Annotated in this window: 18 protein-coding genes; 14 read left to right on the forward strand and 4 right to left on the reverse strand. The window is 42.7% G+C overall.

The genetic code is table 11. The features are described from left to right. Positions 1 to 593: 593 nt before the first annotated feature. The 11 genes from GSY63_RS01090 (at position 594) to GSY63_RS01140 (ending at position 13,376) form a co-directional block, all read left to right on the forward strand. Positions 594 to 1,520, forward strand: coding sequence for an outer membrane protein assembly factor BamD (locus GSY63_RS01090; protein ID WP_166583971.1), 927 nt, complete (start codon positions 594 to 596; stop codon positions 1,518 to 1,520). A 27-nt stretch (positions 1,521 to 1,547) separates the two neighbouring features. Then, complete coding sequence (locus GSY63_RS01095; protein WP_166583972.1) at positions 1,548 to 1,913, forward strand: DNA-directed RNA polymerase subunit omega; 366 nt, start codon at positions 1,548 to 1,550, stop codon at positions 1,911 to 1,913. Between the two features lie 453 nt (positions 1,914 to 2,366). Then, on the forward strand, positions 2,367 to 3,569 hold the full coding sequence (gene coaBC / locus GSY63_RS01100; RefSeq protein WP_166584003.1) for a bifunctional phosphopantothenoylcysteine decarboxylase/phosphopantothenate--cysteine ligase CoaBC: 1,203 nt from the start codon (positions 2,367 to 2,369) through the stop codon (positions 3,567 to 3,569). Continuing rightward, positions 3,566 to 4,465, forward strand: a complete 900-nt coding sequence (porD, locus tag GSY63_RS01105; protein WP_166583973.1) for a type IX secretion system protein PorD — start codon at positions 3,566 to 3,568, stop codon at positions 4,463 to 4,465. The genes coaBC and porD overlap by 4 nt, the downstream gene beginning before the upstream one ends. Before the next feature lie 80 nt (positions 4,466 to 4,545). Beyond that, positions 4,546 to 4,929 carry a BlaI/MecI/CopY family transcriptional regulator gene (locus tag GSY63_RS01110; protein WP_243749120.1) on the forward strand — a complete coding sequence of 128 codons (384 nt, stop codon included), beginning with the start codon at positions 4,546 to 4,548 and terminating at the stop codon, positions 4,927 to 4,929. A 5-nt stretch (positions 4,930 to 4,934) separates the two neighbouring features. Further along, the gene (locus GSY63_RS01115; RefSeq protein WP_166583974.1) at positions 4,935 to 7,046 is read left to right on the forward strand and encodes a M56 family metallopeptidase; all 2,112 of its coding nucleotides are present in this window, start codon (positions 4,935 to 4,937) and stop codon (positions 7,044 to 7,046) included. A 90-nt stretch (positions 7,047 to 7,136) separates the two neighbouring features. Next, complete coding sequence (recN, locus tag GSY63_RS01120; protein WP_166583975.1) at positions 7,137 to 8,795, forward strand: DNA repair protein RecN; 1,659 nt, start codon at positions 7,137 to 7,139, stop codon at positions 8,793 to 8,795. A gap of 6 nt (positions 8,796 to 8,801) precedes the next feature. Then, positions 8,802 to 9,581, forward strand: a complete 780-nt coding sequence (locus tag GSY63_RS01125; protein WP_166583976.1) for an energy transducer TonB — start codon at positions 8,802 to 8,804, stop codon at positions 9,579 to 9,581. 251 nt (positions 9,582 to 9,832) lie between these two features. Continuing rightward, on the forward strand, positions 9,833 to 10,648 hold the full coding sequence (locus GSY63_RS01130) for an enoyl-ACP reductase FabI (protein WP_166583977.1): 816 nt from the start codon (positions 9,833 to 9,835) through the stop codon (positions 10,646 to 10,648). A 244-nt stretch (positions 10,649 to 10,892) separates the two neighbouring features. Then, positions 10,893 to 12,104 carry a carboxypeptidase-like regulatory domain-containing protein gene (locus GSY63_RS01135; RefSeq protein ID WP_208094413.1) on the forward strand — a complete coding sequence of 404 codons (1,212 nt, stop codon included), beginning with the start codon at positions 10,893 to 10,895 and terminating at the stop codon, positions 12,102 to 12,104. Between the two features lie 75 nt (positions 12,105 to 12,179). Beyond that, positions 12,180 to 13,376, forward strand: a complete 1,197-nt coding sequence (locus GSY63_RS01140; protein WP_166583979.1) for a carboxypeptidase-like regulatory domain-containing protein — start codon at positions 12,180 to 12,182, stop codon at positions 13,374 to 13,376. Positions 13,377 to 13,579: 203 nt separating this feature from the next. On the opposite strand, the gene GSY63_RS01145 is transcribed toward GSY63_RS01140, so the two are convergent. Continuing rightward, positions 13,580 to 16,114, reverse strand: a complete 2,535-nt coding sequence (locus tag GSY63_RS01145) for an ATP-dependent Clp protease ATP-binding subunit (RefSeq protein WP_166583980.1) — start codon at positions 16,112 to 16,114, stop codon at positions 13,580 to 13,582. Positions 16,115 to 16,959: 845 nt separating this feature from the next. Between GSY63_RS01145 and aqpZ the strand changes: the two genes are divergently transcribed. Beyond that, entirely contained in the window at positions 16,960 to 17,691 is a 732-nt protein-coding gene (gene aqpZ / locus GSY63_RS01150; RefSeq protein WP_166583981.1) for an aquaporin Z, read from the forward strand. Between the two features lie 25 nt (positions 17,692 to 17,716). Beyond that, a complete protein-coding gene (locus GSY63_RS01155) occupies positions 17,717 to 18,652 on the forward strand; it encodes a DUF3078 domain-containing protein (protein WP_166583982.1) in 936 nt (311 codons plus the stop codon). 167 nt (positions 18,653 to 18,819) lie between these two features. On the opposite strand, the gene GSY63_RS01160 is transcribed toward GSY63_RS01155, so the two are convergent. Then, entirely contained in the window at positions 18,820 to 19,323 is a 504-nt protein-coding gene (locus GSY63_RS01160) for an Mpo1 family 2-hydroxy fatty acid dioxygenase (protein WP_166583983.1), read from the reverse strand. 120 nt (positions 19,324 to 19,443) lie between these two features. On the opposite strand from GSY63_RS01160, the gene GSY63_RS01165 reads away from it, so the two are divergent. Then, positions 19,444 to 19,746, forward strand: coding sequence for a DUF1330 domain-containing protein (locus tag GSY63_RS01165; RefSeq protein ID WP_166583984.1), 303 nt, complete (start codon positions 19,444 to 19,446; stop codon positions 19,744 to 19,746). A gap of 283 nt (positions 19,747 to 20,029) precedes the next feature. Here GSY63_RS01165 and GSY63_RS01170 read toward each other — a convergent pair whose 3' ends face one another. Together GSY63_RS01170 and GSY63_RS01175 are read right to left on the reverse strand one after the other, a co-directional pair. Then, positions 20,030 to 20,461 carry a hypothetical protein gene (locus GSY63_RS01170; RefSeq protein WP_166583985.1) on the reverse strand — a complete coding sequence of 144 codons (432 nt, stop codon included), beginning with the start codon at positions 20,459 to 20,461 and terminating at the stop codon, positions 20,030 to 20,032. A 447-nt stretch (positions 20,462 to 20,908) separates the two neighbouring features. Continuing rightward, positions 20,909 to 21,970 carry an AAA family ATPase gene (locus tag GSY63_RS01175; protein WP_166584005.1) on the reverse strand — a complete coding sequence of 354 codons (1,062 nt, stop codon included), beginning with the start codon at positions 21,968 to 21,970 and terminating at the stop codon, positions 20,909 to 20,911. Positions 21,971 to 22,043 lie beyond the last annotated feature (73 nt).

Consider the following 22,043-nt stretch of genomic DNA (forward strand, 5'->3'; position numbering starts at 1 on the left):
CTTCCTTCCCGACTTTCTAAGAACTTTCGCTCCCTTTAGAAGCGGCTGCAAAGATGAACATCTTTTCTGAAATCTCAAAATGTTTTTTTAACATTTTTTTAACCCCTTTTTAACCCCCTCTCTGCACCTTCAATGAACATCCCGCTATCTCGTTTGCGGGCTGCAAAGGTACGCAAGCATTTCATTTTTGCAAGTGATTGCCTGCTTTTTTAACATCAATTGTTTATAACCACCTGCTTATCAAGCGAAAAATTTTCAAAAGCCGATGCGTTCTTAACACAATTACCCTCCTTGTCCACATTTAACCCGTTAAAAATCTGTTTTCGAACCTAAACCCTCTCTTTAACATTATATAATATATAGGCTCATAAAATACAATCAACTCCCTTGCGTTATTCGGGAGTACTACTATAATAAGTAGTGCGCATACATATAGTATATATATATATACATGTCTTCGGAAACGCACATTATGACCAATAGTTAAAAGATGTTAAATACGCTATGTTTATCAATTGCCATAAAATAGCATACCTATATTAGTACCCAAATAAATAATTGACTCATTTACAATAATCAACTATCTTTGCAGGATGTTTAAACAACAACGCTCACTTATATCAGGCTTATTTATATGCAGTTTACTTGCATTGGGCAGTTGCAAAAGCAAATTTGAGAAACTTAAGGCCAGTAACGATAACGCCAAGAAGTATCAGGAGGCCATGAAGTATTACAATAAAAAGGAATACTCTAAAGCGCTCGACCTGTTTGACGGCTTAACGCAACGCTACCGTGGACAGACGGAAGCAGAGGACCTTTTTTACTACAACGCTTATACCAACTACAAATTAAAGGACTATACATCGGCCAGGTACCATTTTAAAACATTTGCCGATACCTACCCAAACAGCGCACGTGCAGAAGAATGTAGGTTTATGTCTGCTTATTGCTATTACCTGGATTCGCCGATATTTTCGCTGGATCAGGAGAATACCTTAAAAGCTATTGAGACCCTGCAGCTGTTTATTAACCTTTATCCAAAAAGCGAGCGTGTGGCAGAGGCCAGCAAGCTAATCCAGAATCTGCGCGATAAACTGGAGCAAAAGGCTTACACCAATGCCAAACTTTATTTAACCATTGGCGATTATCAATCGGCAGTGATTGCGTTTGGTAACGTGTTGCGCGATTATCCGGATACTAAGTATGCCGAAGAAATGGAATTTTTGAGCATCAGGGCACAGTACAAGTACTCTAAAAACAGTACAGACTTCCGTCAGGAAGAACGTTTTGGACAAGTACTGAGCATGTACGACCAATATGCCGAGAAATATCCTCAAAGCAAATACCTGCACGAAGCGTTAGGCATTAAGCAAGATGCAGAATATGGTATTAAACATGCTAAAGCGCAAATTGCAGAGGCTACAACAAACCCTAAACTGGCTAAGAAATTAGCTAGTAAGGATACAACAAAAACACAACCGCCTTCAGAAAAAGGCCAGGGCAACCAAAAAATGCCTTAATAAATAGTAAAGTAGAATTAAAAGAATATGAGCAATACCAGCAATACTACACCAAAACATACTGTGGCAAGCAGTACTGTAACCCGCGATTTACGCGAACTGGACAGAACTACCGACAACCTTTACGAGTCGATCGTAATTATGTCTAAACGTGCTAACCAGATCTCTAACAACATCAAGGAAGAGTTGCATCAGAAATTATCTGAGTTTGCTTCATCAAACGATAACCTGGAAGAGGTTTTCGAAAACCGCGAGCAAATTGAAATCTCTAAGCATTACGAAAAAATGCCAAAACCTACTTTGGTTGCTATCAACGAGTTTTTAGAGGAGAAGGTATATTACCGTAACCCTCAAAAAGAGGCTCAGAAAGAAGCCCTGAAAGAACTATTGTAAGCTAAGCTTTCGATATTACAGCCCCATTGTGCAAACAGTGGGGCTTGTTTTGTTTATGGATATTTAGGTAGGTGATAGGGGTGTATTAATTAGAAGTGTGTTTTCTGCGTAAGTCATAAACTCATAAATCAATCGTGCGTTAATTTGGTTTTGGGCATTCCCCTCCGGGTCGGGCTATCCACTACAAGTCCTCATTCCGCTGCGCTGCTTTCCGGGCTTTCCGCTTCTATCCCTAACGCAAAAATATTAGGCATTGATAAAGCAAAAGAGACAAGGTATTGTGCCTCTACGGGAATACTTTTCATTGGTCAGACCTCCGGTCTGACCCTCTAATCCAACCTCTGTCTTAAAACTGCTCAATAATGGCCTTTGCTTGTATCATACATCTTAGGTATATTTAAACCGCGCTTTGTTAAAGCGCTTTCTTCTGTAATGAAATATACGAACAGCGATATGCTCGAGGGCAAAAAGATAGTTTTGGGTGTATGCGGTAGCATAGCAGCGTACAAATCGGCCTATCTGGTGCGTGCCCTTATTAAGGCCGGCGCAGAGGTGCAAGTTGTACTTACCAAAAGCGCCACCGACTTTATTACCCCGCTTACCTTATCTACCTTATCTAAAAAACCGGCATTGGTTAACTATTTCGCCCCCGAAACCGGCGAATGGAATAACCATGTGGCCTTTGGCCTTTGGGCCGATATGATGATCATTGCTCCTGCCAGCGCCGATACTCTGGCCAAAATGGCAAACGGACAATGTGATAATCTTTTAACGGCTATTTATTTATCGGCCAAATGCCCGGTGTATTTTGCCCCTGCTATGGATCTGGATATGTGGATTCACCCAGCAACCCAAAGCAATATTGCTAAACTATTAAGCTTCGGCAATATTATGATACCGCCCGAAAGCGGCGAACTAGCGAGTGGCCTGCATGGTGAAGGCCGCATGGCCGAGCCCGATAATATTGTCGATTTTTTAGCGGCATCACTTAATAAAAAACAACTTCTGGTAAACCAGCATATATTGGTAACAGCCGGACCGACTTACGAGGCCATAGATCCGGTACGGTTTATCGGCAACCATTCATCGGGCAAAATGGGCTTTGCCATAGCTAATGAGTTGGCCGAAATGGGCGCCACAGTGACGTTGGTAGCCGGCCCGACATCAGAGATTACTCAGGCTAAAAACATCAAGCGTTATAATGTGACCTCGGCAGCAGAAATGCTGCAGGCTTGCGAGCTGCATTTTAAAACGGCAAAGGCTTGCGTAATGAGTGCGGCGGTTGCTGATTATACACCTATCGATCCGGCAAAACAAAAGATCAAAAAGCAGGACAGCAACCTTCAGATAGAACTTAAAAAGACCGTTGATATACTAAAGGTGCTGGGCGAGCAAAAACGCGCAGACCAGGTACTGGCAGGTTTTGCATTGGAGACTGACCACGAAGAGGAAAACGCCATAGCCAAGCTGCAAAAGAAAAACCTCGACTTTATTGTGCTCAACTCGTTGAACGATAGTGGCGCCGGTTTTAAAACAGATACCAATAAAATTACTATTATTGATAAGCAGTTCCACAAAACCACCTACAGCCTGAAAAGCAAAACACAGGTGGCTCAGGATATTTGCGCTAAACTAACCGAACTGATATTGGCATGAAAAAGCTATTTGCACTCCTCGTTATAATTTGCATGGCAGGTAGTTTATCTGCCCAGGATTTAAATGCGCGTGTGCAGGTACTTTCGCCCAAAATTGCGACTACCAATAAACGGATCTTTCAGGCATTGGAAACAGCTATGAAAGATTTTCTGAACGGCCGCAAATGGAGTGTAGATCAGATTGGGCCCAATGAAAAGATAGACTGCAACTTTTTGCTCAATGTTACGCAATGGGATGGCAATAGCTCTTTCAGCGGCGAACTACAGGTGCAATCTATACGCCCGATATTTAATTCTACCTACACCAGTACGGTGTTTAGCATTAATGATAAAGATGTAGACTTTACCTACACAGAGGGGCAGACACTCGATTACAACAACACCAACTTCATCAACAACCTCACTTCTATCATGGCCTATTACGCCTATATAATTTTAGGTTTTGATTATGATAGTTTTTCGAGATATGGAGGCACGGCCTATTTTGCCAATGCGCAGAACGTTGTGGTGAACGCACAAACTTCGGGCTTTAAAGGCTGGAAAGCTTTTGACAGTAATAACTTTAACCGCTACTGGTTATCAGAGAACCTGAGCAACAAAACCTACATCCCGCTGCGCGGCTTTATTTACGACTATCACCGCAAAGGGCTCGACCTGATGGTGGATAATGCAGACATGGCCCGCAAAAACATAGATGGCATTTTACCCATACTAACCCAGTTAGACCGTACCCGTGTTGGTGCTACCTTGCCTACGTTATTCTTTACCGCTAAGGAAGATGAATTAGTTGGTATTTACAGCGGCGCACCGCAAGCCGAAAAACAGGCCGCATTTAATATATTAATGCAAGCCGACCCATCAAACGGGCCTAAATACCAGGCTCTTCAAAAAAATTAACAAAATTTAACAGATTTATTTGTCGTCACTATTGCATATACGAAAACTATCGTAGATATTTGTACGAAGAAATTCGTATTATGATGAGCGAGATAAAACCGACCGAGGGAGAACTGGAGATTTTACAAGTATTATGGGACAAAGGCCTTTGTACCGTACGCGAAGTACATGAGGAGATAGCTAAGAACAAAGACTCGGGCTATACCACCACTTTAAAGTTAATGCAGATAATGCACGAAAAAGGTTTGGTAGAGCGTAACACTTCTACCAAGACACACGTCTATAAAGCATTGGTTTCCCGTAAAGAAGCTCAGAAAAACGCGCTCGATAAAATACTTAATACCGTGTTCACCGGTTCAACGGCCGATCTGGTGATACAGGCATTGGGTACGCACCGGGCGTCGCAAAGCGAGATCGAAGCTATTAAGAACTACCTTAACCAATTTGAAAACCCTGAAAAGTAATTTTTATGGAAACGTTGTTGCATAATTTAAGTGAAGTGTTTGCGGTAAGCATTATCCATTCGTTGTGGCAATGCCTTATCATTTACCTGGTACTGCGTATTTTCCTGGCAGATATCGTCAGGCTATCATCAGCAACCAAATACAACATTACGGTAACTGCCCTTGTTGCAGCTACAGGCTGGTTTATTTATACACTGTTTGATCAGGCCGCTCATTACAGCTGGCAAATAACCACTGCCCATGCCGCAGCAGGCGCACCGCAACACCTGCCGCTGATTGCCTCGCTTAAAGAAATAACCCATGCCGATGAGCGTTACGAAGTTACTATAGAACATTACCTGCCCTACATTTCTACTATATATATAGCAGGTTTACTGTTCCATTCGCTTCGCCTGCTTTCTGCCTGGATGCAAATGCAGCAACTAAAGCAAAACACAGTAACCGATCAACGTTTGCAAAAGCGATTGAACGAGCTTTCTGCTTTGCTTAAAAACAAACGCGCAGTAATAGTAAGCTACGCCGAGCGTATAGATGTGCCTTGTGTTACCGGTTATTTAAAACCGATAATACTGTTGCCTCTTTCGCTAAGCACGTACCTTTCGGCCAAAGAGGTAGAAGCCATTTTATTGCACGAACTCGCCCACGTAAAACGGAATGATTACCTGGTAAATCTGCTGCAGCAGGTAATGTCGGTAGTCTTGTTCTTCAACCCTTTTGTTTTATTAATGAACCGCATCATCAACCAGGAACGCGAAAATAGCTGCGACGATGTAGTTGTAGATATAACCGGCGAACCATTGGTTTATGCACAGGCGCTTTTAAAAATAGAGCAAAACAATGTGAGATACCTGCCCCTGGCTATGGCCGCAACAGGTAAAAAGTACCATTTACTTAACCGAATTGAACGTATCATGAAAACTAAAAAACCGATGGCCAACATCCGTCACGTAGTGTTGGCATTCACCATACTTATTGGAAGCGTATCGAGCATTGCATGGTTAAACCCTGCAATTGGCAGCGGCAAGCTGTCTGTAAAAACAATTAAGTTTTCGGGCATTATCAACAGCTTTGCTGATAACGACACCACCGCAGCAAAAAAGGCAACAAAAAAATCTAAATCAAATCTGCCTCCTCCCCCTAAGCCGCCTAAACCAACTAAGGTTTATACCAAAAATGGCAAAACTTACTATATCACTCCAGGCATGGACGATCCTAAGTTGGAAGCTATGGGTAAACAAATGGAAGAGTACGGTAAGCAATTAGACAAGTATTATAACAGCGCCGACTTTAAAAAGCTGAGCGACGACATGGCGGCTAAAGGCAAAGACATGGAAGCTTACTATAACAACCCAGATGTTAAACGGGTACAGGCCGAAATGGAAAAAGCGGGCCACGATTTTGAGGCAGCTTATGGCGACGACAGCAACGCTAAAAAAATAGGCCAGCAAATGGAAGCGGTGGGCAAAAAAATGGAGACCTATTACAACAGCCCTGAGTTTAAAGAAATGAACGCCAAGCTGGAAAAGAAATACAGCATTGTACATAACCAACCCTATCCTCGCGAAGAAAGTGAGCGCAGCGATAACTATAAACAATACCAGGCCGAACTGAAGAAAAATATCCCAGCCGATGTACTCGCCTACAACGACCAAATGAAAGAGTTAGGCAAGCAAATGAAAGATCAGTTTAATAATCCTGAACGTAAGGCTGCACAAGACAGGATGCGTGCATTGGGCGATAGCATGCGTATTGCATTTAACAATCCACAAATAAAAGCGCAGCAAGAGCAAATGCGCAAAATGGGCGAGCAAATGCGCAACTATAATAACAACCCGGATATGAAACGCATCCAGAAACAAATGAAAGATCTGGGTAAGCAAATGAAAGAATATACCAACAGCCCTGAGTTTAAAAAACGCACCGAGGAGTGGAAAAAGAGCATGAAAGCCATGAACTTTGACTACAACTACAATTTTAACTATAACACTGATGTGGCGCCAGACGTGGTTGTTGAACCAGCCCCGGTTGTTGCCCCTGTAACTGTTACCGTACCATCGGTACCCGCAGTAAAGGCAACACCTGCACCAGTGCCGCCGGTTGCGCCAGAGAAACCATAATTAAGTTTACTAAAAGTAATAGTAAAGTTAATCCCTTTCCTTCGTATTGATTTTGTAATTTAGTATCCTCACAACGAGGATACTTTTTTTATGCTCAAACAGCTCAGTATAAACAATTACGCTTTAATTGATAACCTGCAGATAGGCTTTGATGGTGGCTTAAATATCTTAACCGGCGAAACCGGCGCAGGTAAGTCTATCATTTTAGGGGCACTGTCATTGATATTAGGTCAGCGGGCCGAAAGCCGATATTTTTTTAACCAGCAAAAAAAATGTGTGATAGAAGGCCAGTTCAGTATTGCGGGCTTTTTACACTTGAAAAGTTTTTTTGAAGAGAACGACCTTGATTATGACGACGAAACTATCCTCCGCCGCGAAATTTCAGCGGATGGTAAATCGAGGGCATTTATAAATGATTCGCCGGTAAACCTTGCGCTGCTAAAACAGGTTGGCGAACGATTGATCGACATTCACTCGCAGCATGCTACCGCAGAGATCAACGATCCGGTGTTTCAACTACTAGTTGTTGATTCCGTTGCGAAACAAGAGCCGTTACTGAGCGATTACCAAACAAAATACCGCCAATACAAAAAAGCAAACACACAGCTGCAGCAACTTATTGCCGAAAGCGACAAAGCCAAAGCAGATCTGGATTATTACCAGTTTCAGTTTGACGAGTTAGAAAAAGTTGGTTTGGATGCCGACGAACAAGAGCCATTGGAGCAGGAGCTAAACACCCTTAACAACGCCGAAGAAATTAAACGCAACCTTTTAGGCGCTAATTATCTGATGCAGGATGGCGAATCGGCGGTGTTATTACAACTGAAAGAAGCTGTTCAGCAATTAGGAACGATAGAAAAATACAACTCTGCAATAGGCGATTTGAGAGAACGCCTAAGCAGCGTGATTATCGAACTAAAAGACGTTGCTGCCGAAACTGATTTATTGGAACAGCATACGCAAACCAATGAAGCCCGTGCCGAAGAGGTAAATATCCGCCTTAGTCTGATTTATAACCTTCAAAAGAAACACCGCGTAAATACCAACGCAGAATTACTGCAATTGCAGGATGAACTTTCTGAAAAAATTCAGCAGGCGCTATTTAGTGATGATGCCATTGAAAAGCTACAGAAAGAAATAGCCCAACAGAAATCGGAGTTGGATGAACTGGCAGCACAGCTGTCGGCCAACAGGATTTCAGCCATTCCTAATATTGAAACGCAGGTTATACAAACCCTTGCCGAAATGGGTATGGGCAATGCTGTGTTGAGCATCGAGCATAAAACACTGACCGAACTTACAAGCACAGGTACCGATCAGATCCGCTTTATGTTTACAGCCAATAAAGGTCATGCCCTGTCGGAGATGAGTAAAGTGGCTTCGGGTGGTGAGTTATCGAGGTTGATGTTAAGCATTAAGTCACTTATCGCACGTTACACCGCCTTGCCAACTATTATTTTCGATGAGATAGACACGGGGGTATCCGGCGAAGTTGCCAACAAAGTTGGACAAATTATGGAACAGCTGGCCCAAAACCTGCAGGTAATTACCATTACCCACCTGCCCCAAATTGCCAGCAAAGGCAACAGCCATTACTTTGTTTACAAAGACGACGAAGCCGATATAACCAAAACCCGCATCAAACAACTCACCGAGCAAGAGCGCATTACCGAAATTGCCAAAATGCTAAGCGGCGATAAGCCAGGCGAAAGTGCATTGCAAAATGCGAGGGAGTTGTTGAACAGCTAGGATGATATGAAAACTATCTTGGTTTTAATTTTACTGCTTTTTGTCATATCTGCATGTCATGCCCAATTTATCCCTGCCTATAAACCTAAGTATAGAACTGTAAAGCAGGACACTATTAATATTAGGGGCATTGTATTAGATATACTAAATAATCCTGTTACTGATTTGCAAATCAGATCAAGGAATAAGCACTATGTTTATGAAGGCCTTAGTCCATATACTTATACAGACAAACAAGGCAGATTTGAATTGCGTGGTGCGCTGGTTAATGACACACTCGATTGCTTTCGGCTTAAGAAGATGCGTATTATCAATAACGGCAGTCGCTATTTAGAAATCCATCTCCCTTTACTAACAACTGATACCAGTAAAAAACCGTCGGCGGATGTAACTGCCAAAAGAATAAAAAAACGAGCAATCCCGACATTCAATGTGATCACCAACGCGGATATAGCTGACTACTATGGAGTAGGGGGAGATATGATCCGGAATTCAGATCAACTTGTAGATTATCCTAAATATCTTGACAGCATTAAATTAATAGTTCGCTATCCGGAGAAAGCCATTAAAAACAACATCGAAGGCACCGTAACCATTGGATTTGATATATCAAAAGATGAGCAATTCGATAATTTCAGAATCATACGTGGAATAGGATATGATTGCGATGAAGCGGTAATCACCGCCATTAAAAACGGCCCTAAACGACACCCCGGGATCAATAATGGACGCCCCGTCAAATCCCAATCTTCAGTAACTATCAATTTTAAACTAACTGATAAATAAGCTACTTGCGCGTGTTTGCAACGCGTGCTTATCTAAACTGAGCATTCTGAAATTCCCCAATTCAATAAACTCTTGTTCAAGACTAATAGCAAACTGCAGAAGATTCTTCACTATCGTTCAGAATGACAAGCAGGGCTTGGAGTTATAACCCGGACCAGCCTTCATCAGTCCGAATACCCTAATAACCCAATAACCAAAAACTACCCACAAATAATTTCTAACTTTGCCATCCTACTAAAACTCTGACAATTATGGCTTATAACTTATTAAAGGGCAAAAAAGGGATCGTCTTTGGTGCGCTTAACGAACAATCAATTGCATGGAAAGTGGCGCAGCGCGCTGTGGAAGAAGGTGCAGAAATTGTGCTTACCAATGCACCTATAGCCCTACGCATGGGCGAACTGAATAAACTGGCCGAGCAGTGCAACGCACCAGTTATTGCCGCCGATGTTACCAGTAATGATGATGTGCAAAACCTGTTTACCAAAACTATGGAGCACTTTAATGGTGGTATCGACTTTATTTTGCATGCCCCTGCTATGAGTATTAATGTACGCAAAGGCATTCCCTACCCCGAAAATAATTACGAGTTTACCCACAAGGGTTTAGATATTTCGGCATTGAGCCTGCACCGCGTGCTGCAATATGCCATGAAAGCTAAAGCCATTAATGAATGGGGATCTGTAGTAGCGTTAACTTACATTGCTGCCCAACGTACCTTCCCCGATTACAATGATATGGCCGATAACAAAGCTATGCTGGAAAGCATTGCCCGCAACTTCGGCTTTTACTACGGTACCGAAAATAAGGTACGCGTAAACACGGTGTCGCAATCGCCAACCCGCACTACGGCTGGTTCGGGAGTAAAGGGCTTTGATGGCTTTATTAATTATGCCGAAAAAATGAGTCCGCTGGGTAATGCATCTGCCGATCAGTGTGCCGACTACGTGATTACCCTATTCTCTGATCTTACCCGCATGGTTACCATGCAAAACCTTTTCCACGATGGTGGCTTCTCTTTCACAGGTGTAACTAAGGCGGTGATTGAGCAAATGGAGAAAGAATAGAGCCAAGAATCGAGAATCAGGAATCAAGACAAAAAAGCTAATCTCAAGCGTTATTTGGAATACAAAACTGTGTCAGGCACTCGAAGCCCGTATCGACAGGGCCGCTCCGCTTATCTGGGATTGCTTCGCTATCGCTCGCAATGACGGATAGAAATAATGTCTTGATTCCTGATTCTCGATTCTTGATTCTCTTTTAAAATACAATCTTCATACTAAGTACATAATATTGCAGTTATTTAGCAGTATGTTTAAGTATACCCTCTTATTACTTATCCTTTTGCCCTTTTCAATATTTGCGCAGGTAAGCATAACCGGCCGGGTATCTGATATTATCACACACAAGCCTATTGGGTTTGCCAGTGTAATTTTAAGTAATTCGAGCGTGGGTAACCGCACCGATACTACAGGTGTATTTGTACTTCGCAACGTTAAACCCGGCCAGTACGAATTAGTGGCATCTATTGTTGGATACGAAGCTTATCACGTAACCTTAATGGTAGGCAATGCCAACCTAACCCTCCCTCCTATAGAATTACTGCCCAAAAGTGTAACCCTTAACGAGGTGGTTATTAAGCCCGATGCCGAGTGGTTCCGTAACCTCGAGATCTTTAAAACCGAACTTTTGGGTGAAGGACCCGCATCTAAACAATGCCGCATATTAAACCCGGATATTGTTCACCTTAGGTTTGATGAGAGTAAAAATCAACTGATCGGCTCCAGCGATGATTTTATTGAGATCGAAAACAAGGCGCTGGGCTATCGCATTAAATACCTGCTCAACACGTTTAATAAAGACTACAACAAAAACATGATCTTTTACGAAGGTTCTGTTTTGTTTGAAGATTTACCCACCTCATCGCCTGAGCAGGCCGAACGTTATAAGCAAGCCCGCGATAAAGCTTATTATGGTTCTATGCAGCATTTTTTAAAGGCTGCCCTGCACAATCACGCTGAGGAAGATGGCTTTAAGGTTTTAAAAATGGTAAAAATACCAAACCCTAAACGGCCGACGGACGAACAGATTAAAGCCAAAATTGCCTATTTTAATACTATAGGCAGTTACACAAGGGCATCCGAAGATTCGATATATAACCAGGAGCGTTTAAAACGCTTGCCCAAAACTATTTTTTCGGTTGTGCCCGATCCGCCGGTGTACCCATCTATCTACGTAAAGCATACCACTCAGCGTGGTGTTTATGTTTTGAGTTACACCGACTACATGTATGTGATGTATACCCGGAACCTGGATAACAGTTCGAACGAGTTGGTGTACCGCCCGCCTAATACCCCTAATTACGAAACAAGTATTCTTACTTTTTCGGAGCCGAACGTGTTCTTCGACGACAATGGCCATGTGATGAACCCTTTAGCCCTGATAACAGAAGGTGCCTGGGGTAAAGATCGCGTATCTGCCATGTTGCCGATAGATTACGAACCTGCCGACGCAAAAAAATAATACCTCTTAGATTAAGTTGTTTCAAATTTATATGCACTATGCACTAAATAACTAATTTTTTAGTTATTTAGTGTTATGATAAAGTATTTGATTTTTTTGCTTTTCATTATACCACTTAGCCTGTGCGCACAGATAAGTATTAGCGGCAAAGTAACCGACCTGAGTAGCAATAAACCTATTGAAAACGCAAGCGTTATCTTAAGTAATTCAACAGTCGGTAATAAAACTACGGCCGATGGCAGCTTTATATTAAAAAATGTTAAACCCGGGCAATATGACCTCGTTGCATCCATAGTGGGTTATGAAACTTATCATCTTACTTTAACTGTAAACAACGCCAACCTAATCGTTCCTCCTATACAACTGCTGCCCAAAAGCGTAACCTTAAATGAGGTTGTTATTAAACCAGATGCCAATTGGGCTCGCAATTTCGATATATTTAAGCGGGAACTTCTGGGCGTAAATACAGAAGGACAGCAATGCAAAATATTGAATCCCGATGTAGTACAACTTAACTACGAAGCGAAATCCCGTAAATTAACTGCAAGTAGTTACGATTTTATGGAGATTGAGAACCGGGCTTTAGGCTACAAAATAAAATATCTGCTCACTAACTTTGTTGACGACTTTGCCGGAAACATGATTTATTTCGAAGGATCGTTGCTGTTTGAAGATATGAAAACGACATCGGCCCGGCAACAAAAGCAATGGAATAAAGCCCGGGAAAAAGCCTATTACGGTTCCCTCCCCCATTTCCTACGGTCGGCCTTGCAAAACCAATGCGAAGCTGCTGGTTTTAAAACGCTCCAATTAGTTAGGAAATCTAATCCCGACCGTCAGCCCGAAGACCTGATCAAATCTAAGCTTGCCTATTTCCGCACGATTAATACCCCTGCCGCAAAGGATTCGCTAAATAAATGGATAAACGAAAAATGGAAACCCACTAATGTATCCTACTTGGTTAAAACACCAACCGTGGATGTATACCGCCTTATTAACCGCACGGATGAAAAAGGAATTTATGCATTAAGCTACGCCGACCTGCTTTATGTTATGTATACCAAAAAACACGATAGTAACTCTAACAACCTGAGCACCCGTTCGCTCGATATTCCTAATTATCCCACTACCATTATCAGGTTTGACCAACCCTATGCTTTTTTTGATGCCAATGGATCAGTCACTAATCCAACATCTATGACATTTGAAGGCGCCTGGGGCAAAAGCCGATTGGCAGGTATGCTTCCGGTTGATTATGAACCGGAGCAGTAGACTCGATAATTTATTATTCTCACCTCCTCTTCGGACGAGAGGATGTGAAAACAAGCAACGTGAATTACCCACTGCGCACTTGGCACGTGCGATCCCGAAACAAGTTCGGGACGACGGATTGATAAACATTTATGCATAAAAAAGGCCCGTTACTCGTGTAACGGGCCTTAACATTTTTAAACCCTCGGTTTAACGGAGGCTATTTATTTTTGCTCTTCTTCCTTCGGCTTATCGCTGTCGGTTGTTTTGGCAACAATCTTAATGCTTTCGGTTTCCTTATCGAAATCGATTTCCATAATGTCACCCTCGGCCAATTCGCCTTTCAGAATTTCTTCAGCAATTGGATCTTCCAGATATTTCTGGATGGCACGTTTTAGCGGGCGTGCACCAAATTGCGAATCGTATCCTTTTTCGGCAATCGCCTCTTTGGCATTAAGCGTAAGCTCAATTTTGTAACCTAAGCTGCTGATACGGCCAAATAAACCGGCAAGCTCGATATCGATAATTTTGAAGATGTCTTCTTTGCTTAAAGAGTTAAACACAATCACATCATCAACACGGTTCAAAAACTCTGGTGCAAAAGCACGGCGTAAAGCGTTTTCGATAACACCTCTTGAGTGTGCATCTGCCTGGGTAGTTTTTGCAGAAGTGCTGAAACCAACACCCTGACCAAAATCCTTAAGCTGACGTGCACCGATATTCGATGTCATGATGATGATCGTGTTACGGAAATCAACCTTACGGCCTAATGAATCCGTTAACTGGCCTTCGTCTAAAACCTGTAACAAAATATTGAATACATCCGGGTGAGCTTTTTCGATCTCATCCAACAATACAACCGCATATGGTTTACGACGTACCTTTTCGGTTAACTGTCCGCCTTCTTCGTAACCTACATAGCCCGGAGGCGCACCAACTAAACGAGATACAGCGAATTTCTCCATGTACTCGCTCATGTCAATCTGGATCAAGGCATCCTCTGTGTCGAACATAAAACGGGCAAGCTCTTTGGCAAGCTCTGTTTTACCAACACCGGTTGGGCCTAAGAATATAAACGAACCGATTGGCTTTTTAGGATCTTTTAATCCGGCGCGGGTACGTTGTATAGCTTTAGTTAATTTCTTAACCGCATCATCCTGACCGATAATTTTTGCCTGGATGCTTTCGCCCATTTGCAATAATTTCTGGCTATCGCCCTGTCCAACTTTCTGAACCGGAATACCTGTCATCATGGCTACAACTTCGGCAACATTCTCTTCGTTAACGGTGTAACGTTTAGATTTTGTTTCGGCTTCCCAAACACCTTTGGCTTGTTCTAACTCTTCTAACAAGTGCTTTTCGGTGTCGCGAAGTTTTGCTGCCTCTTCGTATTTTTGGCTACGAACCACACGGTTTTTCTCAACCTTAATTTGCTCTATTTTAGCCTCAATATCCAAAATATTTTGTGGCACATGGATATTGGTTAAGTGCACACGTGAACCCGACTCATCCAAAGCATCAATTGCTTTGTCTGGTAAAAAGCGATCTGTAATATAACGTGCGGTTAAAGCAACGCAAGCTCTGATAGCTTCATCGGTGTAAGTTACACCGTGGTGTTCTTCGTATTTCTCTTTAATGCGGGTTAAGATCTCGATAGTCTCGTCTGGTGTGGCTGGTTCTACCATAACCTTTTGGAAACGACGGTCTAACGCGCCATCTTTCTCGATGTACTGGCGATACTCATCTAATGTAGTTGCGCCAATGCACTGGATTTCGCCCCTTGCCAAGGCAGGTTTAAACATGTTCGAAGCATCTAAAGAGCCCGAAGCGCCACCTGCACCAACAATGGTGTGAATTTCGTCGATAAACAAAATAACATCAGGAGATTTCTCCAACTCGTTCATTACGGCTTTCATTCGTTCTTCAAACTGGCCACGGTATTTAGTACCTGCCACTAATGAAGCCAGATCGAGCGTAACAACGCGTTTGTTAAACAACACCCTTGATACCTTGCGCTGAACAATGCGTAATGCCAATCCTTCTGCTATGGCAGATTTACCAACGCCCGGCTCACCGATCAGGATTGGGTTGTTCTTTTTACGGCGTGATAAGATTTGCGACACGCGTTCAATTTCTTTCTCGCGGCCAACAATTGGGTCCAGCTTACCTTCTTCGGCAGCTTTGGTTAAATCGCGTCCAAAATTATCAAGCACTGGGGTTTTTGATTTAATGTCAGAAACCTTCTTAGGTTGGCTAAATGATTCTTCGTCTTTAAAGTCATCATCGCCACCGGTAGAAGAACCTGGCATCTCATCGGTGATATTATTTTTGTGAGATTCTACCTCACTCTTAAAAATCTCGTAGTTAACGTGAAATTGCATTAACAGCTGTGATGCTATGTTATCTTCATCGCGCAGGATAGACAGCAGCAAATGCTCTGTACCAATCACATCGCTTTTAAATATTTTAGCTTCCAGATAAGTGATCTTTAATACTTTTTCTGCCTGCTTGGTTAAAGGAATGCTGCCAATGTGCACATTAGTTCCCGATGTGCCTTTTACTGCATCCTCAACGGCACGGCGCAACCTGGATGTATCAACGTTTAAGCCTTTCAGCAATTTGATAGCTATCCCGTCTCCGTCGCGGATAAGCCCGAGCAAAAGATGTTCTGTTCCTATATAGTCATGGCCTAAGCGTAAAGCCTCCTCCCTGCTATACGAAATAACGTCTTTTACACGCGGCGAAAATTTAGCTTCCATAAAATACCTTTCAATTAATTGTTAAACGCCCTGTTGCCGTAGTTTGTTCTACACAGGCGCGGATAAATAGTGATTACAACAATATTGCCAACTTTTTAACCGCTTCCCGGTACATCGCCCTAACTGCAGGCAATCTATTAAATATTGCTTTAAAACGATAAAACTTATTTTTAAAAAGGTAGATTTTTTATCGTTTTACCCCTTGTTTGAGTTTCTTTCTGTTAAATGGTTTAGTTATGTATGCCATAATTAGTACTACCATCTACGCTATAAGCAATTTCGGCATTTTATATGACATTAAGGCATGCGAGTTTTATACATTTTAAACATTCCCACATAAAAATACCCTCTCACATCCTTTATTAATAATGTACGTTGTGAATAACTATACGGTTGTTTGCGGGGATTTTTAAGTTTATTATGTGTAAACAGTTCTACACCGCCTATGTATTATATTGACGGACCTGTATAACAAAATGTTACAGATGAACCTTAAATTAGTGAAGAGAATAATCTATAATAAGTGAATCAGTATTTGCGCCTGCCGAATAGCCTTAGCCGTCCATAAATTATTTAAAGCCAAAACGCTCACAACTCATGCGTTTAATCACCTGGTTGCAGATTAAAAACCACATTTTACTTCTGTTCAAACGCGGTTCAAATTAAAATGTGAAACACATCGGTACCTGTTGAACCAAGCATCGAAGTCAAATTTCCATAATTTTATTTCAAGCGCATATGCCTGGCAAAGCGCCTCCTCTAATTTAACCGTTCCTAACGGACAAGCTATCGACTCTGCGAACCCCTGCTATTTTATTACGTGAATACCTTAAATCAATTATAAAATGGAAACAAACAATTATTCGAAATTGGTAGCCGAGTTTTTAGGAACTATGGTGTTAGTGCTAATGGGTTGCGGCAGCGCCGTTATCAGCGGTGCAAACGGAACTTTTTCTGGGGTCGGCCTATTAGGGATTTCTTTTGCGTTTGGCCTTTCTGTAGTAGCAATGGCATATGCTATAGGGCACGTATCGGGCTGCCATATTAATCCGGCTATTAGTATTGGTATGGTTGCCGTTGGCCGCATGAGTGCATCCGAATGTATAGGCTATATAATTGCACAAATTTTAGGGGCAATTGCCGGCGCAGGCATACTTTATTTAATAGCCAGCGGCAAGGCCGATTGGAGTATAGCCACATCGCCAGCCGGGCTGGGACAAAACGGCTATGGCGAAGGCTCACCCCGGGGTTACGACCTTGTATCAGGTTTTGTGGCCGAATTTGTTTTCACTGCTATATTTCTATTGGTTATATTTGGTTCAACCTCATCAAAAAACATCCACGGTGGGTTTGCCGGGCTGGCCATTGGCCTTAGCCTGGTGCTGATACACATTGTGGGCATACCGGTTACCGGCGTTTCGGTAAACCCTGCCCGCAGCATAGGCCCTGCCGTTTTTGTAGGCGGTAGAGCCTTAGGCCAGTTATGGCTGTTTATTGTAGCCCCTATTTTAGGTGCACTGGTTGCAGCCGGAATATGGCGTTACTTCGTAGAGAAAACCGACAACCTTAAGGTTTAATTTTCAACTCTTATAACATCTATCTATGGTTAAGAAACTTATCCGACTATTTACAACGGCTTTATTACCTGTAAGCTTTTGCGCTACGGTTTATGCACAAAACCCAACGGCTCCGCCACCTCCACCCAAGCCCAACACGGTTGACACCACTAATAAGGTTTGGAAAATACATGGCCAAAACACTTTGCTCATTAATCAAAGTTCGTTCTCTAACTGGGCCGCGGGTGGCATCAATTCATTGGCCGCTAACGCGATATTGGATTACGACTTTAATTACAAACGCGATAAATGGAGCTGGGACAATAAGGTTATCCTTGCCTACGGGCTAAGCCGCCAACCCGATATTGGCTGGCGTAAAAACGACGACCGTATTATCCTGAACAGCTTATTGGGTTATCAGGCAGCCAAATACTGGCTCTATACTTTCTACGGCAACTTCCAAACCCAGTTTGCCAAGGGCTATAATTACGATAATGATGTACGTACATTAATATCGGCTCCATTTGCTCCGGCATACCTTACATTCGGCCCCGGTTTTGCCTATAAACGGTCGGATAGTTTGAGGATCAACTTTTCGCCATTAGCTTCGAGGTTTACGTTTGTGACCAACGACTATCTTTCTGCCCTTGGTTCATACGGGGTAGACCCGGGTAAAAAGAATTTGTACCAGTTGGGCGCTTCGGTAGATGCTTATTATAAAGTAGGGATAGCCAAAAACATCACCCTTGAAAATATCCTGAAACTATACTCCAACTACCTTAAACGCCCACAGGACGTTTATGCAGATTACGCGGCCAACCTTTATATGAAGGTTAATAAAGTAGTAACCGTAAATCTGGGCGTCGAACTGATTAACGACCCATTGGCCCGCATAGCGCAGGAGAACAATGGCGTAATAGAATACCATTCGCTTTTACAAGTAAAGCAGATATTTGGCGCAGGGGTAACGTATAAATTTTAAGGAATTTAATTCGCTCTCTAGAGGGGTTAGGGGTGTGTTCTTTATATCTAATGGATAATAAAAGAACACACCCCTTCCATTACACAGTCTATCGCTCCCTTCTCTCAAGAGAGGATTCTACGCGCGCGTGACTTGAAGCCCCCCCTTTGAGCCGGACGTTGGTTGGGTTAATATTTTATCCCCAATTTCAGCAGTATAAAATGCATCAGCCATATTGGCCCGATGAGCAGGAATTTAATATCATCAAAAAACGACGGCTTTTTACCCTCAATTTTATGGCCTATAAACTGCCCAACCCACGAAAGCACAAATATAATCAGGCAGCTTTGCCATAGCGCCGGCCCACCCGAGTGCTGCCAATTTAACAAGGCCAAAATGGCATAAATAAAAATCAATATCAGCAACAACATAAAACCCGCCAACACGGGCGAAAGCTTAAAATAATAATAAACGGCAAACGCGATCAGCAACCAGGCCCAGCTTACATAGCCATTTAGCCTTCCCAAAAATGGCAGATACGGAAACGGAATAGCCCATACCAAACCTACCAGACTAAATACAATCAATGGCACGCATATCCAATGGATCAGTTCGTTCTTAGGGTTTTGGTGGCTCTCGGCATATTTGTCGAAATAGACATCAACCAGCTTGGGCTGCGCAATTGAGTTCATGATGTTTTATAATTGGTAATATAAATTTATAGAAAAATTAAATATTACCGCCCCTCTCTTATGAAGAGAACCGGAGAGAGGCCATTATTTATTAACTTGTAATAACCTATTATAACCACCATGATTTACATCACCCAGCTTATTTACATTAGAGAAGGGCAAGAGCATATTTTTGATCAATTCGAAGAGGTCGCAATCCCCATTATCGCCAGATACAATGGTCAGTTACTATTTCGAATTCGCCCCGAAGAAACAGCGTTTATTGAATCTACCGTAGAAAAGCCCTACGAAATCCACCTGGTACAATTTGATGAGGAAGAAAATTTTAATGCATTTATGCGTGATGAAGAGCGCAAAAAGTTTTTGCACCTAAAAGAACAATCGATAAAGACGGTGACCTTAATTAAAGGGGTAAAGATTTGATATATTTTACGAGAGCATGCAGGCCAGAATATTTGCCCGGCGCCTGCATCACTAAAGCCCGTTCTTCTGCAAGAGCGGGCTTGGGCATTGCCAATAGAATCCGGCATAACAATCCCATCCCCGGCTGCCGTAATGCCAGCGGGAAATGCATACCTGATATTGTGGATACCCTAGAGTGTTTCTACACCCCAAATGCTAAACCGGCTAACTGGGAGGTAGCAGACTTTTACACCGGGGTTTCGAAACATATGCGGTTTTTGGTTGAAAGAAAGCTTTTTGTGTTTTAAGGCACTAAGATGGTACTGTTCCATACCTCGCCAACATTTTTACGTACGGTGTTATTGAATATTTGCTTCTCTTCGCGGCTAAATACATTCAATGTCATCGTTTGCGTTACATCCAGTGGTGTAATGTTAATGTCGATGTCGTACTTGGTTTGGTAACGGAAATAATAAGTTGCCTTGGTTGCCTGCACATCAAACTCATTCATCTTTCCCGGGGTTCCGAAAGATACATGGCATTTGCTTTCGCAGTCAACAGTTAATTTGCCATAGCCGTAGTAAGAAGCAGGGTCCTCTTCACTGGTGGCCTGTGTTTTTTTACAACCTGCCATTAAAACGGGCGCTATGGCTAAGATTGCAAGTACCCGCATTTTCTTTAGCTGGTACGCATAAGCGCTAAACTTTACGCTTGCTTGTGTTAGAAATTTTTTCATTTTCTTAAAATTTAGTTACGGCAATAAATTTTGATTGACTCTAATGTAATTGCTTAGCTAAATGGAGAATGTATCACGCAAACAAGTGTATAACGAAGCGGGAAAGAACGATTACCGATCTGTCGACTCACTTAAAACTGTGTAACTTTAACGAAAACCAACTTCTGCAAATAGCTTCTCCACCGTCGTCCTGAACTTGTTTCAGGATCTAACAGGAGAGGTTTAAATATTGATAATTATAAATGTGTCATTGCGAGCGATAGCGAAGCAACCTCGTCGCAATTTATTCGACCTGTATAGCTACGAGATTGCTTTCCCGATGAGTATCGGGACAAGCTGTTCCTCGCAAGGACACGGTGGAATAGCTGTGAGGTTAAATTAGCCCGAATGCATTAACCCTTTGCTGGCGCACGCGTGCCGCGTGTATCTAATTGTCTGCTTCAATCCTCAATCAGCGTCCCTCCACCTTCCTACAGTGGTATGCGAAATACCCAAACTTGCGCCAATCTGCCTATTAGATAAACCTTGCTGTTGCAGGGCAAGTACTTCTGCGCGGAGCGCATGGTCAATGTAGTTTTTGGGTTGCAGGTGTGCTTGTTCCCTATCGTGGCCTAAGGGGTAAAAGTGTAACCGGTTATCTTCGGAAAGCAGTTTAAACAAACATACATGGTCTTCGCCATATAGCTGGGCAGCGTTACGTTGCTTTATCTGCTTAAGGTAGCGCAGTTGTGGATCTTGCCGGCTGCGGCCAATGGCAAAGGCACTATCGCAAAAATTAATCAGCATTTTACTGCCCTGCATATCGTTATTGGTAATCGGCCTGCTGGGGTTACGCCTGGGTGTATGCGCCAGGGCCAGTATGCTGAGTTTGTATTTACTCTTCAGCATTTTTAAAAATTTCATGGTAGCCAGGGCATCTAATGCACGGCCTCCGGCTTCTTTTCCCAAAAAGGTAAGGTTATCAATAATGAGCACCCGGGCGCTGGTTCGCTTAACGGTTTCTTCGATGGTATAATGGATACGGTCGAAATAATTACGCACGTTGCCCGCCGCAGCATTAAGTTCGGCACGAAAAAAATTAGGGCTGAATTTAAAAGCCTGGTTTCCACTTGTATATCGCGACTCGAACTGTTGCGCACTCTGCTCAAAATCAAAGTAAACTACCGGGCAGGGCGGCAACTCCAGCTTGTAATTACCAATAGGTTGCCCAATGCTAAGGCTATGCCCTAACTGCACAGCCAATACCGATTTGCCAACGTTGGTATCGGCAAACAGAATACACAACTCATTTTCGAACCAAAAACTATCGAACAACATTTTAGGGCGTTCCGGCTTATCACCGGTACTCATCCACTCGCTTGCCCGCCGAACCTCAAACAAATCGTCCGAACAATCGAACTCCGATTCGGTAAACTTTGGCTTCGGCGCAGGTTTACGGTTGGTGGCTAAGCTCTCGCGTGCCGTCTGGAAAATCAGTTGTACATCTTTAGGTTGATCGTAAAAGCTCATATTGTTGGTTCATAGTTGATGGTTCATAGATCATAGCCGGAAGCAGTGATCTGTATACAGAAAAGTCTCCCCT

Source organism: Mucilaginibacter agri (assembly GCF_009928685.1).
Classification (GTDB): Bacteria; Bacteroidota; Bacteroidia; order Sphingobacteriales; family Sphingobacteriaceae; genus Mucilaginibacter; species Mucilaginibacter agri.

Coding starts and splice junctions, on each gene's coding strand:
- GSY63_RS01090 (WP_166583971.1), top strand. CDS start 594: ATGTTTAAACAACAACGCTCACTTATATCAGGCTTATTTATATGCAGT.
- GSY63_RS01095 (WP_166583972.1), top strand. CDS start 1,548: ATGAGCAATACCAGCAATACTACACCAAAACATACTGTGGCAAGCAGT.
- coaBC (WP_166584003.1), top strand. CDS start 2,367: ATGCTCGAGGGCAAAAAGATAGTTTTGGGTGTATGCGGTAGCATAGCA.
- porD (WP_166583973.1), top strand. CDS start 3,566: ATGAAAAAGCTATTTGCACTCCTCGTTATAATTTGCATGGCAGGTAGT.
- GSY63_RS01110 (WP_243749120.1), top strand. CDS start 4,546: ATGATGAGCGAGATAAAACCGACCGAGGGAGAACTGGAGATTTTACAA.
- GSY63_RS01115 (WP_166583974.1), top strand. CDS start 4,935: ATGGAAACGTTGTTGCATAATTTAAGTGAAGTGTTTGCGGTAAGCATT.
- recN (WP_166583975.1), top strand. CDS start 7,137: ATGCTCAAACAGCTCAGTATAAACAATTACGCTTTAATTGATAACCTG.
- GSY63_RS01125 (WP_166583976.1), top strand. CDS start 8,802: ATGAAAACTATCTTGGTTTTAATTTTACTGCTTTTTGTCATATCTGCA.
- GSY63_RS01130 (WP_166583977.1), top strand. CDS start 9,833: ATGGCTTATAACTTATTAAAGGGCAAAAAAGGGATCGTCTTTGGTGCG.
- GSY63_RS01135 (WP_208094413.1), top strand. CDS start 10,893: ATGTTTAAGTATACCCTCTTATTACTTATCCTTTTGCCCTTTTCAATA.
- GSY63_RS01140 (WP_166583979.1), top strand. CDS start 12,180: ATGATAAAGTATTTGATTTTTTTGCTTTTCATTATACCACTTAGCCTG.
- GSY63_RS01145 (WP_166583980.1), bottom strand. CDS start 16,114: ATGGAAGCTAAATTTTCGCCGCGTGTAAAAGACGTTATTTCGTATAGC.
- aqpZ (WP_166583981.1), top strand. CDS start 16,960: ATGGAAACAAACAATTATTCGAAATTGGTAGCCGAGTTTTTAGGAACT.
- GSY63_RS01155 (WP_166583982.1), top strand. CDS start 17,717: ATGGTTAAGAAACTTATCCGACTATTTACAACGGCTTTATTACCTGTA.
- GSY63_RS01160 (WP_166583983.1), bottom strand. CDS start 19,323: ATGAACTCAATTGCGCAGCCCAAGCTGGTTGATGTCTATTTCGACAAA.
- GSY63_RS01165 (WP_166583984.1), top strand. CDS start 19,444: ATGATTTACATCACCCAGCTTATTTACATTAGAGAAGGGCAAGAGCAT.
- GSY63_RS01170 (WP_166583985.1), bottom strand. CDS start 20,461: ATGAAAAAATTTCTAACACAAGCAAGCGTAAAGTTTAGCGCTTATGCG.
- GSY63_RS01175 (WP_166584005.1), bottom strand. CDS start 21,970: ATGAGCTTTTACGATCAACCTAAAGATGTACAACTGATTTTCCAGACG.